At 69.9% G+C, this 3571-nt stretch carries 4 protein-coding genes and 1 pseudogene; 4 read left to right on the top strand and 1 reads right to left on the bottom strand.

What is annotated here, in order from left to right:
• The coding region (locus tag ABZ374_RS48270) for a HAMP domain-containing sensor histidine kinase (protein WP_360325140.1) at positions 1-639 on the top strand (639 nt) is incomplete at its 5' end.
• A 172-nt stretch (positions 640-811) separates the two neighbouring features.
• Positions 812-1450, top strand: coding sequence for a GNAT family protein (locus tag ABZ374_RS48265; protein WP_360325137.1), 639 nt, complete (start codon positions 812-814; stop codon positions 1448-1450).
• An 89-nt stretch (positions 1451-1539) separates the two neighbouring features.
• Here ABZ374_RS48265 and ABZ374_RS48260 read toward each other — a convergent pair whose 3' ends face one another.
• Entirely contained in the window at positions 1540-1743 is a 204-nt protein-coding gene (locus tag ABZ374_RS48260; protein ID WP_360325134.1) for a hypothetical protein, read from the bottom strand.
• A gap of 515 nt (positions 1744-2258) precedes the next feature.
• Between ABZ374_RS48260 and ABZ374_RS48255 the strand changes: the two genes are divergently transcribed.
• Both ABZ374_RS48255 and ABZ374_RS48250 read left to right on the top strand, forming a co-directional pair.
• Positions 2259-2840, top strand: a complete 582-nt coding sequence (locus tag ABZ374_RS48255; RefSeq protein ID WP_360325131.1) for a hypothetical protein — start codon at positions 2259-2261, stop codon at positions 2838-2840.
• 132 nt (positions 2841-2972) lie between these two features.
• Positions 2973-3571 (top strand): annotated as a pseudogene (locus ABZ374_RS48250) (hypothetical protein); the annotation flags it as partial.

Genomic DNA, 3571 nt, shown 5'->3' with positions numbered 1-3571 from the left:
CGCACGGCCATCGAGATCGGCCTCGCCGACCCCCACGCACCACAGGACATCATCGACACCCGCGAACAACTGCTCGCCCTGAACCGACGCACCGAGCACCTGATCGACGGACTGCTGAGCCTGGCGGTGAGCGAGCGCGGGAACGTCCAGACGTCGCCGGTCGCGTTGGACGAGTTGACCGCCGACGTGTTGCGACAGACGCAGCCCGCAGCCGAGCAGGCGGGCGTCCGGGTCGACGCGCTCCTCGCCGAGAGCGTGGTGTCGGGCGACCCGTTGCTGCTGCGCCAGTTGGTCACCAACCTGGTCGAGAACGCGGTACGACACAACCATCCGGGCGGCTTCGTCACGGTCGGCGTCTCGGCCGGTTCGCTCCGCGTCCGCAACACCGGCCCGCTGATCCCCGCCGAACGTGTCCCCGAACTCTTCGAGCCGTTCCGCCGGTTCCGCCCCAACCGCACCGGCTCCGCCCGAGGCACCGGCCTGGGCCTGTCCATCGTCCAGGCCATCGTCCACGCCCACGCGGCCCGGATAACCACCACCGCAAACCACCACGGCGGCCTCACTATCGCCATTTCCCTACCCAAACCGCCCCATGCATCTCCGGAACTCAGCGACGCGGCCACCGCTCCGAAACCGTGACCACCCGACCGGTACTCGACCTCCACGCGGTTCGCCGAACGGCCGGGCACCGGTGGGCGGGACGAGTAGTCGTGCCGTATACGAACTGCCGGTAGGCGGGCGTGCCTCGGTCATGCGGACCGGACCGGATATTCGGTGTCCGTCCGCCTCATGAGGACGCAGGATGGTGCGCATGACTTTGGCCACCCCGGTACTGCACACCCCTCGCCTGCGACTGCGCCCCTTCACCGACGCCGACGCGGACCCCCTCTTCGCGCTGCACCGCAGCAGCTACGTGATGCGCTACTGGGACTCCCCGCCGTGGCACGAACGGGCCCGCGCCGAACGGTTCGTCAAGATGTGCCGGCAGATGGCGGACGACGGCACCGGGGCCCGGGTGGCCATCGACCGTGCTTCCGACGGGGCCTTCGTCGGCTGGTGCGGTCTGACCTCCTGGGACGAGAACTGTCGCAGCGCGTCGTTGGGCTACTGCCTCGGCGATGCGATGTGGGGCCACGGCTTCGCGACGGAGGCCGCGCACGCCTTGCTGCGGTGGGCGTTCGACACACTGGACCTGAATCGGGTTCAGGCCGAGACCGATACGCGCAACGTGGCATCCGCCCGGGTCCTGGAGAAAATCGGATTCTTGCGGGAAGGGACGCTGCGGGAAGACTGTGTCGTGAACGGCGAGGTATCCGACTCGTGGGTGTTCGGATTGCTCAGGCGAGAGTGGCGGCCGTCGGCCGGGCCGACTCCGGCCACCGAGAGCGGCGTTGGGTCCGTCTCGGTGGAAGCCTCGTCCGGGCCGGGTGAGGCGGGCCTTGGCGGGTGAGCCGTCCCAGGCGGCGTTGGCGTGGCCGTCGAGATGTGCCGGCGGCGGGGTCGAACTCGGCAGCCACGACTACGACGGTGGAGTAGGGGTCAGTCGTCTGCCTTGAGCCCTGAGGGCTCCTGGGTGGAGGTGTAGTCCGCGACGCGGTCCGCGTCTGCGGCGTGGACGAGCAGGGTGCCGTCGGCGACCACGTTCGCGCACAGGTCGGGATCGTAGTGGTGGTCCGGCAACGTGGGCGGGCTGCCTGCGGAGGGCGCGAGGCGGCGGGTCAGGAGCAGCGGTACGACGACCATGGGAAGACCTCTCGAATGCGTCGGCTGATGAGTGGTGTTGGTGCGTCCGTGTGTTGGTGGTGGTGGAAACTGCTGCGGTTCGGCGTGGTGACGGCCGGGTCCCATCGCCGTGGGACACGCCGCGCGAGACGACGTCGGGACGCCGGTGCGGGGCGGACGCCTCGCGCGCAGCCGGCGCCGATGCACATGGCCCTGTGGGTCCGCCGCACGGCCGGAACTCCCAACGGTCGGGCGGACGCTCGGCCGTCCGCCGATGGGCGCGGGGAGGTTGGGTCGGAAGGCGTGGGGGCGAGCGGGAACGTCTGGGAACGACAGGCGAATGGCCCGATTCGCAGACTTCGGATGACCCTCATCGGTTATACGCGTGCCCGTGTTAACTCCGGATAACCGATCCGGGTGACGTCGTGGTAACCCGTCGGTGCGTAGACCTGTTGTCGCTCCCTCTCGCCGTCACGGCGGTGACGACGAGGGGTGCACAGGACCGATGGATGCGACGACGGGTGGGAGCGGCAGTGATGACGAGGTTCGGGCGCGCGCGGTCGGGGCGGCCCCTGGCGCTGAGGTTGGCGCTCGGGGTGGTCCTGGCGAGTGGTCTCGCGTTGACCACGGTCGGTTGCGCCGACGAGGGCGGCTCGCCGGAGAGCAAGGTGGCCTCGGGCGGTGGCAGTGGCGGCGCGAAGGCCGAGTCGAGCGGTGGCCAGGCCGGCTCGGGCAAGAGTGACGACGGCGAACGCCGGGACCAGATGGTCAAGTTCGCGGGTTGCATGCGCGAGCACGGGGTCGACATGCCCGACCCGGAACCCGGTGAGGGCGGCGCGATGCGGATGCAGGCGATGTCCGCGGACGAGGGGTCGTCCAAGACCGAGGAAGCGATGAAGGCGTGTGAGAAGTTCCAGCCGAAGAGCGACTTCGACCCGAACGACCCCAAGTTCAAGGAGTGGCAGGCCAAGCGCACGGACTGTCTGCGCGAGAACGGCGTGAACGTGGGCGACGGCGCGGGTGGCGCGATGGTCACGCTGGACATCAACGACGACAAGGTGAAGACGGCGATGGACCTGTGCAACAAGAAGCTTCCGCCGCCGACGAAGAAGAAGTAGGGGCGGCTCGTGGTTTCGATCGACCCCGCACGGCACTACGGGTACGACGAGGAACCGGCTCCCACGCCGACCGAATCGGACCGAACGGCGTACCCGCGCGGGCGTCGTCGTCGGTGCCGACGTGCGCTCGCGGTGACTCTGGTGCTGGCCTCGGCAGGTGGGGCGGTGGCCGTGCTGCTCTCCGACGGCGGCGACGGCTCCGGTGCCTCCGTGAATCGCACGAAACTGGACGCGGTCCCGGTGACCCGGGCGGACCTGGTCGACCGGCAGAACGTGGACGGCAAGCTCGGCTATGCCGGCACGTACTCCGTGAACGCCGCCGCACCCGGACCGGACAAGGAGAACACGTCGACCGGCGGGAGCAACGGGAACAACGGGAGCAGCGGAGGCAGTGGGAACAAGCCGCAGACCGGCGGAAGCCCGGGGCCGTCGCAGGGCTCGGGCGGCAGCCCTCCTCAAGGCCCGAACTCGGGCTCGGGCGGCGGCTCGAACAGCGGCCCGGGTGGCGGCTCGGCAACCGGCGGTGCGGGTTCCGGCGGCGGTCAGGGCGGTTCGCCCCCCGACACCGGAAACAATGCGGGCCCCGGGACCATCACCTGGCTCCCGAGCGTGGGTGACAGGCTGTCACAGGGCGATCGGGTGTACGGCCGGGACGGGACGAAGGTGCCGTTGTTCTACGGCGGGACGCCGTTCTGGCGGGCGTTGTACGTGGGTGTCGAAAAGGGCGTGGA

This window comes from Embleya sp. NPDC005971 (assembly GCF_040629175.1).
Classification (GTDB): domain Bacteria; phylum Actinomycetota; class Actinomycetes; order Streptomycetales; family Streptomycetaceae; genus Embleya.
The sequence above is the reverse complement of the archived record's forward strand: the minus strand, read 5'-3'. Positions and strand labels throughout refer to the sequence as shown.

Bases quoted from the DNA above. Each gene is read 5' to 3' on its own strand.
- ABZ374_RS48260 (WP_360325134.1), bottom strand. From the start codon at position 1,743: ATGGTCGTCGTACCGCTGCTCCTGACCCGCCGCCTCGCGCCCTCCGCA.
- ABZ374_RS48255 (WP_360325131.1), top strand. From the start codon at position 2,259: ATGACGAGGTTCGGGCGCGCGCGGTCGGGGCGGCCCCTGGCGCTGAGG.
- ABZ374_RS48265 (WP_360325137.1), top strand. From the start codon at position 812: ATGACTTTGGCCACCCCGGTACTGCACACCCCTCGCCTGCGACTGCGC.